Below are 256 nucleotides of genomic sequence, written 5' to 3' on the forward strand. Positions count from 1 at the left end.
CATGGGTGGGATCCTGCCAGGCCCCGTATGACAGGTCATAGGGTACCAAAATGTTGAATTTACCGCCAACCTTCAGAAGGTTAAGGCAGTTGGTCATGGCGCTGACAAGATCCGGGATATGTTCGATTACATCGTTGCAGATGATTTCATCGAACATCTCGCGCTGGATTTCGACCTCGCCGAACCGGTCGGTCTGATGAGTGGTGCCAATCAGATTTTTGTCAGCAAGATCGGCGCAAACGTCCGGCTTCCAATA

The 256-nt window shown here is 51.2% G+C and carries 1 protein-coding gene; it reads right to left on the reverse strand.

Going from position 1 to position 256, the window contains the following annotated elements; translation table 11 throughout:
* On the reverse strand, window positions 1–256 hold a 256-nt coding region (locus Q5L94_RS13915; RefSeq protein ID WP_317498945.1), incomplete at both ends, for a class I SAM-dependent methyltransferase.

The sequence above is a fragment of the Idiomarina sp. Sol25 genome, from assembly GCF_033052775.1.
GTDB lineage: Bacteria > Pseudomonadota > Gammaproteobacteria > Enterobacterales > Alteromonadaceae > Idiomarina.